Source organism: Halomonas garicola (assembly GCF_055382465.1).
Map to the genome: position 1 here is coordinate 138964 of NZ_AP043931.1, position 18004 is coordinate 156967.

General features: G+C 62.8%; 21 protein-coding genes and 1 pseudogene. 12 read left to right on the forward strand and 10 right to left on the reverse strand.

What is annotated here, in order from left to right; all coding sequences use genetic code 11:
- Window positions 1–14: 14 nt before the first annotated feature.
- Window positions 15–1055: a Na+/H+ antiporter NhaC gene (nhaC, locus tag ACZ46Y_RS00885; RefSeq protein WP_311957321.1), complete on the reverse strand. Its 1041-nt coding sequence runs from the start codon at window positions 1053–1055 to the stop codon at window positions 15–17.
- A gap of 74 nt (window positions 1056–1129) precedes the next feature.
- Here nhaC and ACZ46Y_RS00890 point away from each other — a divergent pair, with 74 nt between their 5' ends.
- Both ACZ46Y_RS00890 and ACZ46Y_RS00895 read left to right on the forward strand, forming a co-directional pair.
- Entirely contained in the window at window positions 1130–1498 is a 369-nt protein-coding gene (locus ACZ46Y_RS00890; protein WP_311882093.1) for an IS5 family transposase, read from the forward strand.
- Window positions 1474–1797 (forward strand): transposase, encoded by a 324-nt coding sequence (locus ACZ46Y_RS00895; RefSeq protein WP_464380060.1) that lies wholly within the window; start codon window positions 1474–1476, stop codon window positions 1795–1797. The genes ACZ46Y_RS00890 and ACZ46Y_RS00895 overlap by 25 nt, the downstream gene beginning before the upstream one ends.
- 6 nt (window positions 1798–1803) lie before the next feature.
- Here the strand turns inward: ACZ46Y_RS00895 and ACZ46Y_RS00900 are convergent.
- The 6 genes and pseudogenes from ACZ46Y_RS00900 to ACZ46Y_RS00925 form a co-directional block, all read right to left on the reverse strand.
- A pseudogene (locus tag ACZ46Y_RS00900) lies at window positions 1804–2436 on the reverse strand (transposase); the annotation flags it as partial.
- Window positions 2437–2516: 80 nt separating this feature from the next.
- Entirely contained in the window at window positions 2517–3182 is a 666-nt protein-coding gene (locus ACZ46Y_RS00905) for a group II intron maturase-specific domain-containing protein (RefSeq protein ID WP_464380061.1), read from the reverse strand.
- 235 nt (window positions 3183–3417) lie between these two features.
- A complete protein-coding gene (locus tag ACZ46Y_RS00910; protein ID WP_376717491.1) occupies window positions 3418–4797 on the reverse strand; it encodes an IS1380 family transposase in 1380 nt (459 codons plus the stop codon).
- Between the two features lie 89 nt (window positions 4798–4886).
- Window positions 4887–5690: a reverse transcriptase domain-containing protein gene (locus tag ACZ46Y_RS00915; RefSeq protein WP_464380062.1), complete on the reverse strand. Its 804-nt coding sequence runs from the start codon at window positions 5688–5690 to the stop codon at window positions 4887–4889.
- A gap of 716 nt (window positions 5691–6406) precedes the next feature.
- Window positions 6407–6874 carry a transposase family protein gene (locus tag ACZ46Y_RS00920; protein ID WP_464380063.1) on the reverse strand — a complete coding sequence of 156 codons (468 nt, stop codon included), beginning with the start codon at window positions 6872–6874 and terminating at the stop codon, window positions 6407–6409.
- Window positions 6871–7368 carry a helix-turn-helix domain-containing protein gene (locus ACZ46Y_RS00925; RefSeq protein ID WP_311957767.1) on the reverse strand — a complete coding sequence of 166 codons (498 nt, stop codon included), beginning with the start codon at window positions 7366–7368 and terminating at the stop codon, window positions 6871–6873. Before ACZ46Y_RS00925 ends, ACZ46Y_RS00920 begins: the two co-directional genes overlap by 4 nt.
- A gap of 2 nt (window positions 7369–7370) precedes the next feature.
- Here ACZ46Y_RS00925 and ACZ46Y_RS00930 point away from each other — a divergent pair, with 2 nt between their 5' ends.
- Window positions 7371–7565, forward strand: a complete 195-nt coding sequence (locus ACZ46Y_RS00930) for a hypothetical protein (RefSeq protein WP_464380064.1) — start codon at window positions 7371–7373, stop codon at window positions 7563–7565.
- On the opposite strand, the gene ACZ46Y_RS00935 is transcribed toward ACZ46Y_RS00930, so the two are convergent.
- Complete coding sequence (locus ACZ46Y_RS00935) at window positions 7562–7927, reverse strand: hypothetical protein (RefSeq protein ID WP_311956812.1); 366 nt, start codon at window positions 7925–7927, stop codon at window positions 7562–7564. The two genes, ACZ46Y_RS00930 and ACZ46Y_RS00935, sit on opposite strands and share 4 nt — an antisense overlap.
- Before the next feature lie 195 nt (window positions 7928–8122).
- A complete protein-coding gene (gene yihA / locus ACZ46Y_RS00940; protein ID WP_311956811.1) occupies window positions 8123–8737 on the reverse strand; it encodes a ribosome biogenesis GTP-binding protein YihA/YsxC in 615 nt (204 codons plus the stop codon).
- A gap of 326 nt (window positions 8738–9063) precedes the next feature.
- Between yihA and ACZ46Y_RS00945 the strand changes: the two genes are divergently transcribed.
- From ACZ46Y_RS00945 to dtd, 7 genes are all read left to right on the forward strand, one after another.
- Window positions 9064–9696, forward strand: a complete 633-nt coding sequence (locus ACZ46Y_RS00945; protein ID WP_311956809.1) for a c-type cytochrome — start codon at window positions 9064–9066, stop codon at window positions 9694–9696.
- 111 nt (window positions 9697–9807) lie between these two features.
- On the forward strand, window positions 9808–10440 hold the full coding sequence (locus ACZ46Y_RS00950) for a thiol:disulfide interchange protein DsbA/DsbL (protein ID WP_311956807.1): 633 nt from the start codon (window positions 9808–9810) through the stop codon (window positions 10438–10440).
- 69 nt (window positions 10441–10509) lie between these two features.
- A complete protein-coding gene (locus tag ACZ46Y_RS00955; protein ID WP_311956805.1) occupies window positions 10510–11319 on the forward strand; it encodes an endonuclease/exonuclease/phosphatase family protein in 810 nt (269 codons plus the stop codon).
- 28 nt (window positions 11320–11347) lie between these two features.
- Window positions 11348–11908 carry a TRAP transporter small permease subunit gene (locus ACZ46Y_RS00960; protein ID WP_311956803.1) on the forward strand — a complete coding sequence of 187 codons (561 nt, stop codon included), beginning with the start codon at window positions 11348–11350 and terminating at the stop codon, window positions 11906–11908.
- Window positions 11901–13307 (forward strand): TRAP transporter large permease, encoded by a 1407-nt coding sequence (locus ACZ46Y_RS00965; protein WP_311956802.1) that lies wholly within the window; start codon window positions 11901–11903, stop codon window positions 13305–13307. The genes ACZ46Y_RS00960 and ACZ46Y_RS00965 overlap by 8 nt, the downstream gene beginning before the upstream one ends.
- 36 nt (window positions 13308–13343) lie before the next feature.
- A complete protein-coding gene (thiD, locus tag ACZ46Y_RS00970; RefSeq protein WP_311956801.1) occupies window positions 13344–14174 on the forward strand; it encodes a bifunctional hydroxymethylpyrimidine kinase/phosphomethylpyrimidine kinase in 831 nt (276 codons plus the stop codon).
- Between the two features lie 22 nt (window positions 14175–14196).
- Window positions 14197–14646 (forward strand): D-aminoacyl-tRNA deacylase, encoded by a 450-nt coding sequence (dtd, locus tag ACZ46Y_RS00975; RefSeq protein ID WP_311956799.1) that lies wholly within the window; start codon window positions 14197–14199, stop codon window positions 14644–14646.
- Window positions 14647–14649: 3 nt separating this feature from the next.
- On the opposite strand, the gene ACZ46Y_RS00980 is transcribed toward dtd, so the two are convergent.
- On the reverse strand, window positions 14650–16629 hold the full coding sequence (locus ACZ46Y_RS00980) for an ATP-binding cassette domain-containing protein (protein ID WP_311956798.1): 1980 nt from the start codon (window positions 16627–16629) through the stop codon (window positions 14650–14652).
- Between the two features lie 29 nt (window positions 16630–16658).
- Here ACZ46Y_RS00980 and ACZ46Y_RS00985 point away from each other — a divergent pair, with 29 nt between their 5' ends.
- Together ACZ46Y_RS00985 and ACZ46Y_RS00990 are read left to right on the forward strand one after the other, a co-directional pair.
- Window positions 16659–17177 (forward strand): TIGR02444 family protein, encoded by a 519-nt coding sequence (locus ACZ46Y_RS00985; protein ID WP_311956796.1) that lies wholly within the window; start codon window positions 16659–16661, stop codon window positions 17175–17177.
- Between the two features lie 230 nt (window positions 17178–17407).
- Complete coding sequence (locus ACZ46Y_RS00990) at window positions 17408–17989, forward strand: TRAP transporter small permease (RefSeq protein WP_311956794.1); 582 nt, start codon at window positions 17408–17410, stop codon at window positions 17987–17989.
- Window positions 17990–18004: the final 15 nt, after the last annotated feature.

The following is an 18004-nucleotide window of genomic DNA, read 5'->3' on the forward strand; positions in this document are numbered from 1 at the left end:
GCGCCGGGTTTCGCCTACGCCTCGTCGGTGCGCCAGATAAAGGTGTTGGTGTAGCCGTAGAGGATAACGAGCCCGATGGCGGCAAAGTTAAGCCACAGAAACGGCAGGTATTGCAGCACCGGCACCCCGAACATCGACGCCATGAAGATGCCGTTATCCGACCAGGGCACCATGCCCGAGGTTAGCGTGCCGCCCACCTCGGTGTTGCGCGAGAGCACGCGCCGGTCGACCTTCAGGCGGTCGTAGTTCTTCTCCATGATCTTGGGCGTGAGGATGAGCGAGACATACATGGCGCAGCCAAAGACGTTGGAGAAAAAGCCGGTCAAGAGAGTAGCGACGGACAGCTGGCCGACGTTATTGATAAAGCGCGTGAAGGAGTCCACCAGCACCTGCAGAACGCCGGTGTAGTTGAGCAACCCGCCAAAACCCAGACCCAGGATGATCACCATCACCGAGCCGGTCATGCTGGTGATGCCGCCCCGGTTGAGCAAGTCATCCATGAACGTATTGCCCGAGTCGAGGTTGAACCCGCCGTAGGCGGTGCCCAGCGCCGTGATGAAGTCGGTGCCCTGGAAGAAAAAGGCCCAGAGGATGCCCAGCAGCGAGCCGAAGGCGATGGTCGGCACCGGCGGCTTTTTCATCGCCAGCAGGCCGATGACGATAGCCGCCGGCAGGAGCATGATCCAGCTGACGCTGAAGGTGTCGCTGATGGCACCCATGATGGAGTCCACCCGGCTGAGGTCGATGCTTTCCGAGGTGTAGTTAAACCCGACCACGGTAAAGGCGATGCCGCTGATGACAAGCGCCGGAATGCTGACGTACAGCAGTGACTTGATGTGCTCGACGATGTTGACCTTGGACATGGACGCCGTGAGCACGGTGCTGTCGGAAAGCGGCGACAGCTTGTCGCCGAAGTAGGCGCCCGAAAGAACGGCCCCCACAACCAGCGGCAGGGGGATGCCCAGGCCTTCGCCCACGCCGACCATGGCAATGCCGGCGGTGCCCGCCGTGCCCCAGGAGGTCCCGGTGGCAAGCGAGGTGATGGCGCAGAGAATGACCGTCGCTAGGGTGTGTTAACAATCATTAGTTTCGTTTAAACTGATTTAGTATTCATAGATTTTGGTGGGCCATGAGTCGGTTGAAGTTACGCGATGATCAGTGGGAGCGAATCGAGCACCTGCTCCCCGGCAAAGCCTCAGACTGTGGGGTAACTGCCAAGGACAATCGCCTGTTCGTGGAAGCCGTGCTCTGGATCGCTCGGACCGGCGCCCCGTGGCGTGATCTTCCCGAATCTTTTGGGCGCTGGCACACCGTCTACATGCGGTATAACCGTTGGTCACGAAAGGGCGTTTGGCAGCGTATTTTTGACACAGTAGCCGACGATCCCGATCTAGAGCAGCTGATGATCGACGGTAGCATCGTCAGGGTGCACCAGCATGGAGCGTCAAAAAAAACACGCAAGACGTCGAAGCCATGGGCAAATCTCGAGGCGGATTGAGCACCAAAATTCATGCCGCAGTCGATGCGTTAGGTAACCCAGTACGATTGGTTCTCACACCGGGCCAGGCGTCGGAGTATGGTGCTGCTCCCGCTCTACTGGAAGGTTTTTCCCCGCAAGCGGTGCTGGGCGACAAGGGGTATGACTCCACTGCTCTGCGGGACATGATTCAGGCCGCAGGTGCCGAGCCGGTGATTCCTCCGAAAAAGAATCGTTTGGCGCGCATTGAAGTAGACTGGCACTGTTACCAAGATCGCAATCTGGTGGACGGTAGTTGTCAAGGAATATGTCGCCTCTGAGGTCATTTAGGCTACCTGTTTTTCCGGTTCGACAACGGTGACCTGAAGCTCCCGCTCGGGGTTGAGCGACACGGTACCGATGGGCGTCCAGTTGCGCGTCTTACCGCTCCAACGGGCGGGGTTGGCCTCCCGGGCCGCCTGATTGATGGCATGGCGCTTGGCCAGCACCTCGGTATCCTCCCCAGCATGTCGTTGTGCCGGTGTCACCAGGCGGATCCCGCTGTGGCGATGCTCGTGGTTGTACCACTGCACGAAGCCAGCCACCCACTCGCGGGCATCGTCGAGCGTGGCGAACCCGTCGACGGGGTAGCAGGGCCGGTACTTGCAGGTCCGGAACAGTGCCTCCGAGTAGGGGTTGTCGTTGCTGACCCGCGGCCGGCTGAAGGACGGCGTGATGCCGAGCTCATGCAGCTTCTCCAGCAACGTGGCGCCCTTGAAGGGGCTACCATTGTCCGCGTGCAGTACCAGCGGCTTGTCAATGATCTGCTCGGCCAGCACCGCCCGTTCCAGCACGCTGCGGGAGTTGTGGGCCGACTCGGCCAGGAATACCTCCCAGCCGGTGATCTTGCGGCTGAAGATGTCGATCATCATCACCAGGTAGTAGTACTGCCCCTTGATCGGACCGCCCAGTGGAGTAAGAAGCAGGGCGTAGTCGAGCTATTTCCCTACTTCTCCTCCCCGAACCGTACGTGCACCTCTCAGCGCATACGGCTCTCCATTCAAGTGTGGCTCAAAGCCATGGCAACATCTCGGTAGCGCGAAGTGACGGTGTTGCGTACCTCTTCCTGTGGCAGATAGGGATTTGCCTCAGGAAGCCGCCATCGGAAGGTCATCTTTCGACTGGTTACCAGACGTCTCAGGCTCGTTACGCAGAAAACACCTCTGCCATTTGGGCCAAAGAATTTCCATGTCTTGGCTTGTTTCTCTGTTGGTCTCAGGAAGTGTTTTCGCATCATGGACTTTATCGATGCGCGATACTTCCTTGATAGCCAGTGGCCAAATCGCCAGAAGACAATGCCATCTATCTTCCTGTAAGTGATCGCGGTGTAGTCGGTATGCTGGTAGAAATTTGCCCATCCCGCCAGTCGGCGATTCAGGCGGTCCACCATGTCAATCCTATTCGCGCTATGATTGCTAGACAATTCTTTCGCCAGTGATGCAGCGAAATTCTTTGCCTTTTCACGGGGGATGGACGTGACCGGGCGCATTGTGCCATTGGGACCGCGTTTACGGACTACTCTATGACCCAGGAAAATGAACCCATCATTCACATGTGTAACATGGGTCTTATCCATATTCAGAGTTAATGAGAGGTCGTCCTTAAGGAACAGTCGGCACTCCTCGCGGATAGCCTCAGCATGAGCCTTGTTTCCTTTAACAACCAAGACCCCGCCTTATTCACGAAGACGCTGACTGGGCGGCGTGAAGAGGCTGGCTGGCGGCGTCGCTCATCAGGATCGGCCTCTCCGACGCGAGAGGCCGCTGAGTAATGCCCGAACATGGCTTTCTTCCCGGTTTCTTATAGCTCTTGGGAATCCATTGCGACCGTCAAAGCAGCCGTGACCGCCGGCCGCTGCAGCGGTCGCTCGATTTCAGGTCCTGAAGCCGTCTCGCCGGGCGTCAACTCAGCGCCGTCAGCTTCGGCAGCCCCTTCAGCAACGTCGGCCACCACTTATCGGCGGCGGCACCCAGATGAAGGGTGATCCGCCGGGCATGCAGCTTCAGTGTGGCGGCGACCTTAAGCACCTGCTCGCGCATCCGACTCAGGCTCCAGCCTTGCCGAGTCTGCCGCTCCAGCAGGCAACGCAGACCATGCAGGACCTGGTAAGCATAGAGGCTGAGTAGCAGGCTCACCTCGTTACGCGCCATCACGTCCTGAACCGTGGAGGCGCCACGATCCGTCGACGAGAGGTGTACGTCGAGCGCTGATTTCACCTCGCCCATGTGCGCTTCGGCGCTACCGCGCTTGCGGTACAGTGCCAGGACCTTCTCCGGCGGCCAGTCGAACTTGTTGAGGTTGGTGACCAGGAAGAAGGCATGCAACAGCAGGTCATCGGGTCGCTCTTGCACGACCAGTACCACGCGCCGTGGTTCAGGCCAGGTGCCGGCCTGGTACTCCAGGTCATGACACCATTCCCGTGGCTGCTCGGGCGGCCGACCTCGGGGCCGCTTCAGGTACGGCGCCGCCAGTGTCTGCAGCCCCGTGTGACTGCGCAGCCGGCCCAGGTACTCGATGCCGCGATCTTCCAACGCCTCCAGCGTGTCGTTGTCGGTGAACCCGGCGTCGATACGCACCCGAACCTGGGCGCCGGTGCTTTCGTTGAGCCGCTTCACCAGGTGCGGGATCCAGGTATCGGCGTTCTCGGCCGGGCCGGCGTTGCCTTCGCGTAGTAGGCCGCCCACCATGTCACCGGTTTCGGCCAGCGAGGCGACCAGCGGCGAGTAGATGCGGACCCCGTAAAGGCCATGATAGGCCGAGCCACCTTGGTGACCGTGGACCTCGATCGGCAGGCCGTCGATGTCGAGGGTCAACTGCTTGGGTCGCTCGCCGTTCTTCAGCGAGGTCAGGCGCCAGACTACCAGTCGCAGCAGGCCTTCATGCACGGCATCGATGTTGTCGTTGCGTCCAAGGCAAGTCAGCAGCCGCGACAGCGTGGCTTGAGACGGCCGGTCCTGGGCCAGTGGCGTCATTCCACGCGCATCGCTGCAGGCCAGCTGCCAGAGGGGATCACGCCGCAACGTGTCGGTATCGCTGAGGTCGATCCAGCCCATCGCGCGCTGCAGCACCAGGGTTCGCAGCTGGCTGGCCAGCGAGTGGCGGATGCGTAGCGGGTGGCGTTGATCGACCAGATTGTCTTCGAGCGCCTCGATCACACCGCTGTTGTCGAGGGCTTCACGCAGCAGCAGAGCGCCGCTGTCACTGGTGGTGCGGTGGCCGCTCAGCTCGACACGGACGGAGCCGTTGCACGAGGGCGTCCAGGTAGATAGGCTTTCACCCATAGCGGATGGCTCTCTTGGTTCAGGTTCTTGGCGGAACACATTGAATTTTCAAGAGAATACCATCCGCTATCTTCGTTTTCAGGCCGGCCTCATGAATAGGCCGGGAAGACGAAATCATCAGCGTAGCGACAGTAAGCTACCGCTGGTCGCCAATGTCGTCTTTCTCGCATGGCGATTGGAAATTCTCGTTGGATGCTAGAGTTCCAGTACCAACGATCTTTGCGAGCCTTCTTGCCAAGATAGCGTTTCTCAAGCCATTGGTCGAATTCATTCAGCATGATATTCGACAGTAATGGTGAAAGCACACCACCTTGCGGAACGCCGTCGTGAGCAGCATGAAACAGCCCTTTGTCGACATGGCCCGCTTTGATGAATTTCCAGAGGAGGTCTAGGAAACGACTGTCACAAATCCGCCTGCGAACGCACCGCATCAGCTTTCGGTGGTGGACAGTATCAAAGTAGCTTGCCAAGTCGCCTTCTATGACCCAGCGGCCCTTTGTTTCTCCACTATCCGTAAGCTGCAATTTCACGGTTCGGATAGCATGGTGCACGCTTCTTTCGGGGCGGAAGCCGTAGGATAAGCGATGGAAGTCGCTTTCCCATATGGGCTCCATTGCCATCAGCATCGCACGTTGTACAATCCTATCTCGCAGTGTTGGTATCCCCAGTGGACGCTTCTTGCCGTTGGCCTTCGGAATATAGATACGACGAGCAGGCTGAGGCTGATAGGTTCCAGCCAGCAGCTCTGAGCGAATATCATCCACATAGTGGCTAATATCCTGCTCTACTACTCGTCGAGTCTCACCGTCTACCCCAGCAGTCTTGGCCCCCTTTGATGCCAGTGTTTTCCACGCAGCATCCAGGAGCCAATCGCGCCCTGCAATCAGCCTCAACAGTCGATCAATCCTACGATTCGGATCTTCTGTTGACCATGTTGCTAGCTTGCTCTGCATTTCCCTGATTATCAAAGGTCTTCACCTCTCTCAGTCAGGTAATTAGTGGAACAAGCCACTTGAACTGCCTCCCTTCGCCATGTGGTGGGCTTTCCCCACCTCGGACTACTACGGAGGCTCCGCCAGCTTGTTGGGCATCGGGGTCGCACTCCCTTACCATCCCATACAAGCCTTCCCTCGTTTACATGCTGGACTCAAGCGTATGGAGGAGGTTGCCGATCGCAATCTTTACCCTTGCATGCTGCAAGTTGGTGTACCCGGTACGGATTAGCTGCGCACTGTCCATACCTCTGTTGGCAACGACTTGGCTATTCGTTGCCCGCAGCAGAAGTGAGCCGTACCTGTACTCACTGCTGGGGTACACACCTCCAATAAGCCGTGTAGGAGGTGGCGACACGTTCAGCCCACAGACGCGGATTAATCGGTTCGTGTTCCTCAACCTTTCCATACTTAGCCTAGAGGTGCATCTTGGCGTAACGGCTTCGCCTCACACCCCGTTTCCCACGGGTTACATCACCCTGCCAGTGCACTGCAGGTCACTGCCGCTTCGGCTCATGCCCTCTCACAGCAGAGGGCAGCCCTTCACTAGGAGCATCCTGCTCGTCATGAAGGTATTCCAGTCATGCTCGTGCCCATTCAGCTACTTCCTGCTGCCTTCAGGGTCGAGGCACACGCCACGTGCAATCCCACGACCACACCTGATTCGGCGCAGTGGCCTGGTAGGTCGTGGGCTTGGTGCGGCGTTGAGGTGGCTTGGCACGGCCCCGGTGCACCACCTCCCGGTGCTTGCGCATCACCCGGTAGAACGACGAGGGTGACGCCAGATAGCGCTGCTCCTCATCGAACAAGCGCACCACGATCTGCTCCGGTGGCAAGCTCGCGTACTCGGGGCGGTGGCACACGTCGAGAATCTCCTGCTCTTCGGCCGGTGTCAGCGCGTTAGCCGGCACCGGCCGGTCGACCAAAGGGCGCTGGTCCTCGCGCAGCTCGCCGTCGCGCGTCCAGCGCTGGTACGTTCTGGCGGTGATGCCCAACTCGCGGCAGGCGGCCTCCAGGCGGGCCCCTTGGGCCCGGGCTTCTTCGATCAGCGCGATGGCGCGTTGGCGATCTGGGGTGCTGATCATGCGTCCTCGTCCCCCCAGATCGCCTTCGCCTTTTTTCTTAGGGCCAGTAACGCTGCGGTTTCTGCCAGGGCCTCGTTCTTGCGGGCGAGCTCCTTCTCCAGGACTTTGATGCGCTTACGCTGCTGTCTGGCCTCGTCGGCCTCACGTTGGCGTTCCGAGTGGGAGAGGCTGGCGGCCTGCTCGCAGTCGTGGCGCCACCGCTCCAGCTGCTCGGGATAAATCCCTCGGCGGCGGCAGTATTCCGCAGTTTCCTGGGCGTTCATCGAGGCGGTCTCGATCACGGCGCTGAACTTGTCCTTGGACGACCAGCCATCGGCGCCCTTGCCCAGAGCATCCGGCAGGCAACGCCCCTCGGCGCGGGCTTCCTTGCGCCACTTGTAGACGGTGCCCAGCGAGATCCCCTCCTGCTCCGCGATCACCTGCGGGGAGAGGTTGTGGGGAGGCAGCAGCTTAGTCACGACGGCTTGCCGGCGCTCCTCGGAGTAACGAGGCATGAGTGTCTCCTTTCGCCCCCTGGTCGGTTTATAAGAACAGGGTATCAGAGGGTACGACACTCATCCTGACACTGGGGGTGGAGAGGTTCTTTCAGAAAATCAAGAAGTTCCGGCGGTTATCTACACGCTATGAGCGACTGGCAAGAAACTACCAGTCACTCCTCTGCCTCGTGTCAGCCGCCATATGGCTGGCCTAATTGTTAACGCCCCCTAGCAAAAATATGCTGGGATGAATAAATTCGAGGCCGTAATAGATAATGCTGGGCACCACGCCGCCGGCGATCCAGGTACCGATCAGCGCGCCCACGGAAATCAGGATGAGGACCGCCTCGAGGCCGTTATAGATGCCTTCCTTCAGCGCTTCCTGAAGGCTGTCGTAGGTGTAACCGAGCCTTAAGCCCAGCAGAATCGCCATGAACAGGGCAATGAAAAGCGCCAGCTGAATGCTCAGGTCGAAAATGCCGGTAAAGGAAAAGGCAATGGCCAGAAAGCAGACGAGCAGCACGCCCACTTCGAGGATATGGGGTTTGCGTACCGCGTTTTCTTGTTGGGGTGTCATACGGTGCTCCTTGGCCTCGCTGGGGAGGATAGGTCGGCGAGGCTCGCCCGGTGATAACGGGCGTTATCGCCCGAGGTTCGCTTAGCCTGTCAGAGTCGGACAGGGGCCCAGGTTCGTCAATATAGCGGAAGGGGTAACCAGGACGATCGCGGCTGGATATGTCCAGAGGAGCCGGAGACAGGTCGAAGAGGGGTTCTACGCCAGCCAGCCGTCCAGCCGGTCGGAGAGCGTACTTAGGCCGTCCTTTTTCAGCGCCGAGAACAGCTGCACCGTGACCAGGTCTTCCCATTCGACCAGCTGATGGCGGACTTTCTGCAGCGAGGCGTTGGCGGGGCCTTTTTTCAGCTTGTCGGCCTTGGTCAGAAGAATGTGCACCGGCAGGTCGCGCTCGTCGGCAAAGCCCAGCAGCAGCTGGTCAAATTCGGTAAGCGGGTGGCGCACGTCCATCATCAGTACCAGCCCGCGAAGGCTCTGGCGCTGGTAGAGATAGTCGGACAGGTGCGCCTGCCATTCGCGCTTGACCGCGTCGGGCACCTTGGCATAGCCGTAGCCGGGCAGGTCAATTAGCCGCAGGGCCTCGTTGCCCATGAGGCTGAAGCTGTTGATCAGCTGGGTGCGCCCCGGCGTGCGCGAGGTGCGCGCCAGCGCTTTTTGCCGGGTCAGAGCGTTGATGGCGCTGGACTTTCCGGCGTTGGAGCGCCCGGCAAAGGCGACCTCGGCGCCGCTGTCCGGCGGGCACTGGGCCAGGGTCGGGGCGCTTTTCATAAAGCGTGCGGTGGCGTAATTCAGCGCCTGGGGGAATGCGGGCATGGCATGGTCCTGGAAACGGTGCCTGGCAGGCGGGTGCCTGCCAGCGGTTGGGACGAAGGGCGGGCTGCTGGCCGTAAGCCTGCCGGAGAGAACATGACTTCCGGCAAGTTCCGGGGAAATAGCCGCCAAGGCAGCGTGAACGCGCATTCCCGCAGCCTGGGGGATTCGTTATACTCGGTCGGGTTTATACCGGCGACCCGGGGCGCTAGTCTAGCATTGTGCGTTGACCATCGGCGACAGCCTTGAAGCCCGCTGACCCCAAAGCGCCCAGGGGGGCATAGCCGCCACCGATCAACGGGATTACACAACGGGATAATGGAACTGCAATGAGAAAGTTACTGGCAAGCCTGGCAATTATCATGGGTGCTGCAGGCACCGCACACGCACAGTCGGCAGAGCTTTCCGCCAATGCCGACGCCGCGGCGGGCGAGGAAATGGCGCAGGCGTGCGCGGCCTGCCACGGGGATGACGGCGTCAGCCAGATGGGCACCTTCCCCAACCTCGCCGGCCAGCAGGCGTCATACACGGCCAAGCAGATCATGGAGATCCGCGACGGAACCCGCCCGGTGCCGCAGATGGCCGGTCAGGTCGACGATTTTTCCGACCAGGATGCCTGGGACGTTGCCGCCTACTATGCTGAGCTTGAGGCCAACAAGGGCCAGGCTGACGATGAAGACGTCGAAGCGCTGGAGCGCGGTGAAGCCCTTTATCGCGCCGGCGACCTGACCCAGGGCATTCCGGCCTGCGCCGCCTGCCACACGCCTACCGGCGAGGGCATCGGCAGCGCCGAGTACCCGGCCCTTTCCGGCCAGCACCCGGAGTACGTGGTCTCGACCCTTGGCGACTTTGCCGCCGGTGAACGCTCCAACGACCCCGGTGCGGTGATGCGCGATATCGCTGACAAGATGCGCGACAGCGACATGGAAGCCGTGGCCAACTATATACTGGGGCTGCACTAAACCGCCGGTGGCCAGGCGGCTTCCCGAGGACTATTCGGGCTTGCCCGGGCGTGCTCTGCCAGGAAGGGGCGCCGGGCGGGCCTTGAACGCTTATTGATGGAGCAACGGCCCATGTTTAAATCCGTTATCGTAGCCCTTGCCGGGCTTGGCCTGTCGGCAGCGGTCAGCGCCCAGACCCTGACCGAAGGGGAAGACTACGAACAGCTGGAAACGCCGGTGGATACCCGGGTGGACGACGGCCAGATCGAGGTAACCGAGGTGTTCTGGTTTGGCTGCCCGCACTGCTACCGCCTGCAGCCCGCCGTCACCGAGTGGTATGACACCCTGCCCGAAGACGTAAGCGTGGTGCACCAGCCGGCCACCATGGGCGGCGCGTGGAACGTCCACGCGGCGGCCTTTTACGCCGCCCGGGAGCTGGGCATTGAAGAGGATCTACACGAGGACTTCTTCGACGCCATCCACAAGGACGGTCGCGAGCTTACCGACACCGACGAGCTGGCGGCGTTTTTCGCCGACTACGGCGTCAGCGAAGACGAGGCCCGCGAGGCGCTGGGCTCCTTCGGCGTGAAGTCCCAGGTCAACAAGGCCCACGCGCGGCTTCGCAACATGCGCCTGAAGGGTGTGCCGGCGCTGATGGTCGACGGCCGCTACCTGATAACCCCGCAAAGCGCGGGCAGCCTGGACAACATGCCCAAGATCGCCGCGACCCTGGTCGAGCGCGTGCGCGACGAGCAGACGGAGTAAACGGCACATGTGGCACAGCGCCGGCCGCCGACAGGGCTCGTTCAGCGCTCCTGGCAGGGAGACGGGTTCATGAGTTTGGCAGATCCCTCATCGTCGCTTTTGAGCAGCGGCCACCTGCGTATCCTGACGTTCAATCTCCAGGTGGGTATCCAGACCTCGGCGTATCATCACTACTTTACGCGCGGCTGGCAGCATCTGCTGCCGCATCCGCACCGCATCCGCCGGCTGGCGCTGATGAGCCGGGTGCTGAGCCGCTACGACGTGGTGGGGCTTCAGGAGGCCGACGGCGGCAGCTTTCGCTCCAATAGCGTCAACCAGGTGGAATACCTCGCCGCCCAGGCGGGGTTTCCCCACCATTACCAGCAGCTCAACCGCAACCTGGGGCGCGTGGCCCAGCACAGCAACGGGCTGCTCTCGCGGCTGGCGCCGGACGCCGTGGAGCAGTACCGCCTGCCGGGCATGCTGCCCGGGCGCGGGGCGATACACGCGCGCTTTGGCTCAGGGCCAGAGGCGCTGCATATCTTTGTCGCCCACCTGGCGCTCAGCCAGCGCGGGCGCAGCCGCCAGTTCGACTACCTGAGCGAGATCATCAAGCCGCTGCGCCACGTGGTGGTAATGGGGGATCTGAACACCACCCCCGAGCAGATCCACGCCCACGAGCGCTTTCGCACTTCCCTTGACCTGCAGCCGGTCAGGCCACTGCTGAGCTACCCGGCCTGGCAGCCGCGCCGGGCGCTGGACCATATTCTGGTGTCCCGGAGCATGGCGGCGGCCGAGGTGCAGGTGCTGGATCACCTGTTTTCCGACCATTTGCCCATTGCCGTGGACCTGCCGCTGCCGCTTGAGTGCCTGGACACGATACGCAACGCCCAGGGCTAGCCCAACGACGACGCAACGAGACGCCACCATGTCGACACCGACCCTGCCCCGCTGGCTTGGCACCCTGGACCGCGCCTCGCAGCGCCTGGGCCACGCACTTTCCTGGCTGATGCTTGCCATGCTGCTGATCGAATTCGCGGTGGTAGTACTGCGCTACGCGGCGGGCATCAACAGCACCTTCATGCAGGAAATGGTGATGTACATGCACGCCACCCTGTTTATGCTCGCCGCCGGCTACACCCTGCGCGAGAACGGCCACGTGCGGGTGGACATCGTCTACCGCCGGCTGTCGCCTCGGCGCCAGGCGCTGATCAACATGCTGGGCGTCGTCTTTCTGCTGGCCCCGGTGATGCTCTTCATCATCGCCGCCAGCGCGGGCTACGTGGCGTCGTCGTGGAAGATTTTTGAAGGCTCGTCCAACTACGGCGGCATCCCCGGGGTGTTCGTGCTGAAGACGCTGATCCCGGTGTTTGCCGGGCTGATGCTCTTGCAGGGCGCCGTCGAGTTTGCGCGCAACGCCTACATCGTGGCCGGGCCCATTGGCGCAGCCATGCCGGATAACACCCGCCGGGAGCCGCCCGATGCTTGAGTTCATGCCGCTGGTGCTGTTTGTGGCCGTGTGCGCGGTGCTGATGCTGGGGTTCCCCGTGGCGCTGTCGCTTGCCGGCACTGCGCTGGCCTTTGCCGGGCTGGGCCTGGGGCTTGAGTCGCTGGGCATCGATGCCAACTTCAACGCCGGCTATCTCTCCGCCTATCCCAACCGCCTTTACGGCATCATGACCAACACCACCCTGCTCGCGGTGCCGCTGTTTGTGCTCATGGGCGTGCTGCTGGAAAAATCCCGGGTGGCGGAAACCCTGCTCGACGCCATGGCGCTGGTATTCGGTACCCGCAGCGGCGGGCTGGGCATTGCGGTGACGCTGGTGGGGATGCTGATGGCGGCGTCCACCGGTATCGTCGGCGCCACGGTGGTGACCATGGGGCTGATGTCGCTGCCGACCATGCTCAAACGCGGCTATTCGCCGTCTTTGGCCACCGGCACCATCTGCGCCACCGGCACCCTGGGCCAGATTATTCCGCCGTCCATCGCGCTGGTGCTGCTGGGCGACGTGCTGTCGTCGGCCTACCAGCAGGCGCAGCTGTCCATGGGGATATTCAGTCCCAAGACGGTCTCGGTGGGAGATCTGTTCATGGGCGCGCTGGTGCCGGGGCTGATGCTGGTGGGGCTTTATATGCTCTACGTGGCGTTTACCGCCTGGCGCCGGCCGGACGCCGCGCCGCCGGTGCCCCGGGAGGTGCTGACCGAGGAGCTTGGCCACCGCGGCGGGCTTGCCACGCTGCTGCTCAAGGGCCTGGTGCCGCCGGTGGCGCTGATCGTCATGGTGCTGGGCTCGATTCTTTCCGGCATCGCCACGCCCACCGAGGCCTCCGCCGTGGGCGCGTTTGGCGCGCTGGTGCTGGCGCTGGTCTACCGCCGGCTGAGCCTGGCAACGCTGAGGGAAGTGCTGCGCTCGACCACCCGGGTGACCAGCATGGTGTTTTTGATCCTGATCGGCGCGGCGTTGTTCTCGCTGGTGTTTCGCGCCTACGGCGGAGAAGACATGGTCACCGGGCTATTTGAGCAGATGCCCGGCGGCGTGGTCGGCGCGACGCTGATCGTGATGCTGACGATCTTTCTGCTCGGCTTTATTCTCGACTTTATCGAAATCACCTTCGTGGTGGTGCCCATTGTCGGGCCGATCCTTCTGGCCATGGGGCTTGACCCGATCTGGCTTGGCATCATGATCGCCATCAACCTGCAGACCTCGTTTCTCACCCCGCCGTTCGGCTTTGCGCTGTTCTATCTGCGCGGGGTGGCGCCGGCCTCGGTGACCACGGCGTCGATCTATCGCGGGGTGGCGCCGTTCATTCTGATCCAGCTGGCCATGCTTTTGCTGCTGGCGCTGTTTCCCACGCTTGCTACCTGGCTGCCGGCGCAGTTCGGCTAGGGCCGGCCCCTTCATCATTTGCCTACAAGGAGCGTCATGTCTAGCCCCTCTTCCATCCCCCGCGTGCTGACCATTGCCGGGTCCGATCCGTCCGGCGGTGCCGGCATCCAGGCCGATCTGAAGACGTTTTCGGCGCTTTCCTGCTACGGGGCCAGCGTGATTACCGCGCTGACCGCGCAAAATACCCAGGGCGTGCGCGGCGTTGAGCCAGTGTCGGCCGGCTTTATCGCCGAACAGCTGGACGCCGTGCTCGACGACATCCCCCTCGATGCGGTGAAGATCGGCATGGTGGCAAGCCTCGAGGTGGCCGAGGTGATTGCCCGAGCGCTCGCCGCGCGGCGGCCGCGCTGGGTCGTGCTCGACCCGGTGATGGTGGCCAAGAGCGGCGACGTGCTGGTGGACGACGCCGGTATCCGCGCGGTGCGCGACGTGCTGGTGCCGCTGGCCGACGTGATTACCCCCAACCTGCCCGAAGCCGCGGTGCTGCTGGACGCGCCAACGCCTGCCACTATGGCGGACATGGAGGCGCTGGTGCCCCGGCTCACGCGGCTGGGGGCGCCCTATGCGCTGCTCAAGGGCGGGCATCTCGATGGGGCTGAGTGTCCGGACCTGTTGGCGACCCCCGAGCGCCACGAGTGGATTTCCGCGCCGCGGATTGCCACGCACAACCTCCACGGCACCGGCTGTTCGCTGTCGTCGGCCATCGCCGCGACGCTTGCCCACCTCGGTGACCCAAGCGTTGATGCCGACGCCGTCAGCGCCATCGCCGAGGCCAAGCGCTGGCTGCACACGGCGCTTGAGGCAAGCGATCGGCTGGACGTAGGCCAGGGCTGCGGCCCGGTGCATCATTTTCACGCCTGGTGGTAGATCGCGACGAAGGGGTAACGTCATGAAAGCACTGATTCAGCGCGTGCGCCGGGCAAGCGTGGAGGTTGACGATGAGGCCGGTCGCCGCACGGCGGGCGCCATCGATTCAGGCCTGCTGGCGCTGGTCGGCGTGGAGAAGGGCGACGACGAAAAAAGCGCCGATAAGTTACTGCACAAGCTGTTGCACTACCGCGTGTTCGCCGATGCCGAGGGCAAGATGAACGAAAACGTCCAGCAGGCCGACGGCGGGCTTTTGCTGGTGTCGCAGTTCACCCTGGCAGCGGATACCCGCAAGGGGCTGCGCCCGAGCTTCTCAAGCGCCGCGCCGCCCGCCGACGGCGAGCGGCTGTTCCATTATCTGGTGGCGCAGGCGCGCCGCCATCCGCTGCCGGTGGCGACCGGCGAGTTCGGCGCCGACATGCAGGTGGCGCTGGTCAACGACGGGCCGGTGACGTTTCTGCTCGAAAGCTGAGCGTTACGCGCCGCTGCCTTCCAGCGCTTCTTCGGCCTCCAGCCACGCCTGCTCGGCGGCGTTCAGCCGGGTCTGGGCGTCGGCCTGCTGGCCCAGGGTGCGGTCAAGCTCGTCCTTGCGCGCGGCGTCGGTGTAAAGCTCGGGGTCGGCAAGCGTCGCCTCCAGCGCTTCAAGCGCCTGCTGCTCTTTTTCCATGGTCTTTTCCGCTCGGTCGCGCTGTTTTTTCAGCGGGCGGAGTTTTTCGCGCGCCTCGGCGGCGGCCTTGCGCGCGGCCTTGCGCTCGTCGGCGGTGGCGCCCTGGCCCTTGCTGCTGCCGGCGGAAGGCGCCTGGGGGGCGGTTACCGGGTCCTGTGGGGCGCTGTCGCCCTGGCTTTTGCGCTTGCTCTCCCGGCGCTGGGCGTCCAGGCGCTGCTTCAGCCAGGCGTGATAGTCGTCCAGGTCGCCGTCGAAGGGCTCGACTCGCTGATCGGCCACAACCCAGAAATCATCGACGCTGGCGCGCAGCAGGTGACGGTCGTGGGAGACGATGATCACGGTGCCGTCAAAGCCGGCGATGGCCTGGGTCAGCGCCTCGCGCATTTCCAGGTCCAGGTGGTTGGTGGGCTCGTCCAGCAGCAGAAGATTGGGCTTTTGCCAGGCGATCAGCGCAAGCGCCAGCCGGGCCTTTTCGCCGCCGGAAAAGTTCGCCACCGTGGCAAAGGCGTTGTCGCCCTTGAAGCCGAAGCCGCCGATGAAGTTGCGGATTGCCTGATCGCTTGCGTTGGGCGACAGCCGCTGCACGTGAAGGAACGGCGTAGCGCTGGTATCCAGCCCTTCGAGCTGGTGCTGGGCGAAGTAGCCGATGGACAGGTGCTCGCCGGGTACGCGCTCGCCGCCGAGCAGGTCAAGTTCGCCGGTGAGCGACTTGATCAGCGTCGATTTGCCCGCGCCGTTGGGGCCGAGAAGGCCGATGCGGCTGCCGGGCAGAAGCGTCAGGTTGACGTGGTCGAGCTGGGTGCGCTCGCCTGAGTCGGCTGCGTAGCCAAGCCGGGCCTGGTCTAGCACCAGCAGTGGGTGCGAGGTCTTGTCCGCGGCGGGAAGCGAAAAGTGGAAGGGTGAGTCCACGTGGGCCACGGCGATCTCTTCCATGCGCTCAAGCATCTTCACCCGGCTCTGGGCCTGGCGGGCCTTGGTGGCCTTGGCCTTGAAGCGGGTGATGAAGCGCTCGATCTCTTCGCGCCGGGCCTGCTGCTTGGCGGCTTCGGCCTGCTGCAGGGCGAGTTTTTCCGCCCGCGTACGCTCAAAGCGCGAGTAGTTGCCGCGGTAAAGCTCCACGGTCTGGTGGTGCATGTGGACGATGTGGTCGCACACCGCGTCGAGAAAGTCGCGGTCGTGGGAAATCAGCAGTAGGGTACCGGGGTAGCGCTTGAGCCACTGCTCGAGCCACAAAAGGGCGTCCAGATCCAGGTGGTTGGTGGGCTCGTCGAGCAGCAAAAGGTCGGACGGCATGAACAGCGTGCGGGCGAGGTTGACGCGCATCCGCCAGCCGCCGGAAAAATCCGACAGCGGTCGGTCCAGATCGGCCTGGACAAACCCCAGCCCGACCAGCAGCTGGGCGGCTCTAGCCTCGGCGGTGTAGCCGTCCAGGGTGTCGATGAGCCCGTGCAGCTCGGCTTCGCGGTGGGCGTCGTCGGCCCGCTGCGCCGCTTCAAGGTCGGCCTCGGCCTGGCGCAGGGCGCGGTCGCCGTCGAGCACGTAGTTGAGAATCGAGCACTTAAGCGCCTGGATTTCCTGATCCATGTGGGCGATGCGCTGGCCGCCGCTCATTTCGACGCTGCCTGCGTCGGCGCCGATCTCACCGAGCAGCAGTTTGAAAAGGCTCGTTTTACCCGTGCCGTTGGCGCCGATGATGCCGGCCTTGACGCCGTCGTGCAGGGTCAGGTCGGCGCTTTGCAAGAGCGTTTGCGTGCCGCGTTGCAGCGCGACTTCGCGCAGTGCGATCATGCGTTCTCCCGTAACCGTTAGGCAGTGTGATGCGCGATTCTACCCCATTGGCCGCCGTTCAGCAGGGTTCGCTTTGGGACTTTGCTCTGGATTTTTATGGCCGCCCCGGCGTGGCCCGGCGGCTGCTTTTCCTGCAGGACGAGGCCGGCATGGACGTGTGCGTGCTGCTGTGGCGCCTGTGGCTTGGCCATCTTGGCCTGGCGCCGACGCCGAGCGCCGAGCAGGCCCTTGGCGAGGTGGCCGACTGGCAGCGCGACTATACCTGGCCGCTGCGCGAAAGGCGGCGCTGGCTCAAGCCGGCGGCGGCTTGCGACCCCGAGCTGGCCCGGCTGCGCCAGACCCTCAAGGACGCCGAGCTGCTGGCGGAAAAGACCGCGCTGGCGAAGCTGGAAGCGCTTTCCCGCCGGGCAGGGCGGGTGGCGCCGCTGCCTGCCGGCGCCAGGGTCACCTTGGCCGGTGAGCCCGCCTTGCGGCCGACGGCAGACCAGGCGGCGACGCTGGCCGCGCTGCGGGCGGAGCTTCCGGCCGGCGCCGCCGGGTCGCGTTGAAGCGCTTTCCCCAGTACGCTAACGTGAAAAGTGCAGTATGATGAATTATCTGCGTTTGCCGCGTGCCCGGTAGTGCTGGCCTGGAGGCCCGGTAGCTGCGGACCGGCGGGGATCCACAATAATGCAAGCGCTAGCAGCGCGCCTTTCCGTTGTCCGGTTGCCGCTGTATTCCGGGCATCGGCTTGATATCGCCGCCGCGCTTTGGCGGCACGGCACAAGGTAACTCTCTTATGACTGACAAGCCTTTAACCAAGCAGCCGCAAAAAAACGGCCTGTTGCGCGCGCTCAGCGCGTTTGACTCGGCCCTGGGCGCTATCGAAAAGTGGATTATTACCGTCAGCATTCTGGGTATGGCCCTTTTGATGAGTGCCCACGTGGTCAGCAGCCTGGTGTTCAACCGAGGCATCCCCGGCACCTATGAGGTCACCGAAATGCTGATCGTGGTGATCACCTTCGTGGGGGTAAGCTATGCGGCGCGACACGCTCGCCATATCAGCATGTCGGCCATTTATGAGCAGGTCGGCGGCCGGCTGCGCAAGGGGATGTTAATCCTCCTGTGCCTGGGCAGCGCGGCGCTGATGTTCTACTTCGCTTATCTCTCCCTGGGCTATGTGGATACGATATATAGCCGGGGGCGCACCAGCTCGTCGCTACACATTCCGCTATGGATCGTATACACGTCGCTACCGGTCGGCTTTACCCTGGCCGGCGTGCAGTACGTGCTGACGGCCGTGCGCAACATGATCAGCAAGGAGCTCTATCGCAACTTCCGGGAGAAAGAAGAGTTTTCCGATGTGCCCGACGAACAATGACGGTGCCGTCATGCG